Origin of the sequence: Corynebacterium evansiae (genome assembly GCF_027570065.1) — a bacterium.
Taxonomy (GTDB): domain Bacteria; phylum Actinomycetota; class Actinomycetes; order Mycobacteriales; family Mycobacteriaceae; genus Corynebacterium; species Corynebacterium evansiae.
In genome coordinates this window covers 1-3,338 of sequence record NZ_JAKMUT010000015.1, presented here as the reverse complement: position 1 = coordinate 3,338, position 3,338 = coordinate 1, and the positions used below count along the sequence as shown (strand labels likewise).

Sequence of the window (3,338 nt, the reverse complement as noted above, 5' to 3'; positions counted from 1 at the left end):
GTGGCTAGTGGTCCGGTGGCGTGGTCTAGTTGGTAGGTGCCGTCTCGGTGGAGCCAGGCGATGGTGCCGGTGATGGGGTCGAGGATGTAGTGGACGCGGCGGTCAGTTTTGATGTTGTGGTGGTGTTGGCAAAGGTTTACTAAATTATCCGGACTGGTGGGTCCGCCTTGGTGGTATTCGATGCGGTGGTCTAGTTGGCACTGTGTGGCGGGGATGGTGCAGCCGGGCCAGCGGCAGGTGGCGTCTCTGCCTTGGGTGTAGGCGCGGATGTCAACATTTGGGGTGTATCCGTCAATTTCGTCGGCATTAAGCCGGCGGATGAAGGTGTTGTCTGTGGGCGCGTGGCCTATGTTTATCCATCCGGCGCCTGGGATGTAGACGCTGTTGGTGTCTTCGTTGGTGGTAAATGTGTTGATCGCGACGCTGGTGTGGGTGTCTTCCAAGATGAGGTCGATTAGGCCTTGTGCGTTGGTTGTTTTTGCTTTATTGGTGTAGGCGTCGATGTGGCGGGCGATGATAACGGCTGTGGCGCGGTCGCAGGTCAGTGACAGGGTGGTCGTGTGGTCTGGATTGATGTGAATGCGAAGGGTTGGTTCGGGTTTTTGTTCTTTGTCTTCTGGGCAAAGGTGGGTGTCGATGAAGGTGCGGATAAACCGGCGTAGGTCAGCATCAGTGGGCACGGTTTGGTTGGGTGTGGTGGGGGTGAGGAAGTCTGCGAGTGCTGCGTCGATAGCTTCGAGATGGTCGGGGTTGCTATCTAGGCGGTGTAGTTCGCGGTCGATGATGCGCAGTTTGGTCAGATCGAGTATCCAGTGCTGGCCTTGTACTTCGGTGACTAGAGGTAGTTGTCGCATGCGATAGTGGGCACGGATATACCCGAGGAGTTTGCTATAAGAGATGCCGAGGTCTTTGGCCAGGCTGGTGAGGCTTAAGTCGACGTCGTCGTCTAGTTGGGGCAGGATTGCGCGGTAGAGGAACCAGGAGGTTTTACGCGTGTAGGTGCCGGCTTGGCCGATGTGGTTGCCGGGTGCATTGGTGGTGTAGAACGCGTCTGGGACGTCCGGGTTGGCGTCGGGGTCGGGGTTGGTTGGGTCGTCTATGAGTAGAGATTCGGGGTAGTCGAGGGCAACATCAGGTTCGGGTGGGGCGAGTGTAGCAGTCACAGCGGGGCACTCCAACAGGACGAGGGTTTTCGAGTATGTTTTCTAACTAGCTCCCATATAGTATCCCGCCTACCGGACATATGACCTTGGTGGGGGTGTTTGTGTTCGAATAGGATGGCCTAAACCCGCAGGGATCCCCAGACTCGAGTATCAATGGTCAACGGGGGTAAAAGGAATGGTTTAGAGTTCGTCGACGCCGGCAAACAGGCTGCGAATTTCAGGACAGTCAGCAAACTTCCGCTTTAGCCGGCCCAAGAATTCTTCAAAGGAAATTGGATCAGCAGCCCTTTGGACCTTTCCGAGCAACTCATACGCTTGGTCGCGACCACACTTGTTTTCCAACTGCTCCTCGACTATTCGCATCAGAATGGGAATGGTCTCGTCCGGCAAATCCGGAAGAAGCTGTTCTGCCAAGCTCCATTCAATTCTGGCGTCCGAGGCTGTTGCCCAAGCACGCTCCGGATCATCTAGGCACAAGTACTGGAACATCGCTAGGTCCCATGGCTTATCCCGCAGGCGAGTTTGGATGAGTACGGACGCGGTGTCCCCTACGGCGGCAAAAAGGCCACGCGCAGTCGATAGCATTGGAAAACTATCGAAGGCTATTCGGTGTACGGCGGGACTGCGGTGGGGAAAGTGGGCGTCGGAAAGCGCGGCCCAAAAAGTAACGATATCGAAAGTATCCTCGGTGGGTAAGGCCAGCAAGGCCTTCTCTGAGTACTTATAGGCGAGGTCAAACTGACCTATCTCCGAAAGGCCGCGAATCAGCTGCTCGTATCCGTCCGTATGAGTACGAAATACGTCCTCGACAGAGCCAGAAAGCACCGCCAACCGACGCTTTGCATACGCACCCTGCCCCCGCTCGCGAAGTTCCTTCACGCCCTCTACCCCTAAAGATTCCTCGTACTGCACGGGGTCAACATCTATTTGTTCCGCATACGGCGACTCAAGAATGCCCAAGAGCCACTGGGCCAAGTACAGCCCGTCAACCTTTGATAGTTGAGCTGCATGAGGTAGTTCCTGCGCCAAGCGCTCGGCACTCCAACGCACGGCTTCATTGACATCCTCAATAAGCGGCAACTGTTGCAGAACTTCGTCAACTGCGCGTTGCGCCACTAGGAAGATATCGTGAGCCTTGATTGGCTCAATTCCATAGCCGGCTAAAAGATGAGGTTCAAACATGGCAGTCTGGAGCAGCTCGCCGGCCTGCCACACCTGGTCGGCGTACTGGCTCGAATCGTCGGGGTCAGCCAGATTTAGTCCGGTGGGCTTTACAAAGTTAATGGTCGCCTCGGTAAGGGTCTGCACTACTTCTGGCATTCCTTTAAATCCGCAAGAAATTCTTTGAGAGGTTCCGTAAGCTCCCATATTTGGTTACGCTCCTGCTCAAACATGCGATCAACGAGGAACTCCACACCACCCAGATCATCGGGATGCAGGCTATCTAAATAGGCCAGAAGCTTATCGACGTCTTGCAAGCCTTGAATTCCCTGCTCTACTTGTTCCACCACAGTAGAAATTTGTGCTTGGTCCATGCGTTTGAGACTAGCAAAACAAAAGAAGAGGACGGTGGTATACCGTCCTCTTCTTCTACGTTATTTTGTTGTTTGTTGTTGTTTGGTGTCGGCGGTGACTTACTCTCCCACAACCTCCCGGTTGCAGTACCATCAGCGTGTGCAGGCTTAGCTTCCGGGTTCGGAATGGGACCGGGCGTTTCCCTGCAGCTATTGACCACCGACAAACATACGAAGCATTCCAACCCTTAGGTGTGCTTTCGGGTGTTGTGTCAGATACTGCATAGTGGACGCGGTCACGACAGTGACAATATTTTGTTTCTTCTTCTTGTTGTTTGTTTTGCCAGCACACATAGTGTGTGTTGGTGTTTGTTGTGGTCAATTAGTACCAGTAGCCTTCACACCTTGCAGTGCGTCCAGGTCTGGCCTATCTACCCTATCGTCTTTAGGGGACCTTAACGAAACCTCATCTTAAAACAGGCTTCCCGCTTAGATGCTTTCAGCGGTTATCCCTTCCGTACGTAGCCAACCAGCGATACCCCTGGCGGGATAACTGGCACACTAGAGGTACGTCCGTCCCGGTCCTCTCGTACTAGGGACAGCTTTCTTCAAGTTTCAACGCGCGCGGCGGATAGAGACCGAACTGTCTCACGACGTTCTG

At 54.2% G+C, this 3,338-nt stretch carries 3 protein-coding genes and 2 rRNA genes; all 5 read right to left on the bottom strand.

Features of this window, described 5'->3' with window-relative positions:
* The coding region (locus tag L8V00_RS09910; protein ID WP_269944925.1) for an HNH endonuclease signature motif containing protein at positions 1–1,163 on the bottom strand (1,163 nt) is incomplete at its 3' end.
* A 180-nt stretch (positions 1,164–1,343) separates the two neighbouring features.
* Positions 1,344–2,471 carry a hypothetical protein gene (locus L8V00_RS09905; protein WP_269944924.1) on the bottom strand — a complete coding sequence of 376 codons (1,128 nt, stop codon included), beginning with the start codon at positions 2,469–2,471 and terminating at the stop codon, positions 1,344–1,346.
* Entirely contained in the window at positions 2,471–2,698 is a 228-nt protein-coding gene (locus L8V00_RS09900; RefSeq protein ID WP_238802256.1) for a tRNA 2-thiouridine-synthesizing protein, read from the bottom strand. The genes L8V00_RS09905 and L8V00_RS09900 overlap by 1 nt, the downstream gene beginning before the upstream one ends.
* Before the next feature lie 86 nt (positions 2,699–2,784).
* A 5S ribosomal RNA gene (gene rrf, locus L8V00_RS09895) occupies positions 2,785–2,902 on the bottom strand.
* Between the two features lie 137 nt (positions 2,903–3,039).
* Positions 3,040–3,338: ribosomal RNA gene (locus L8V00_RS09890) — 23S ribosomal RNA — on the bottom strand; the annotation flags it as partial.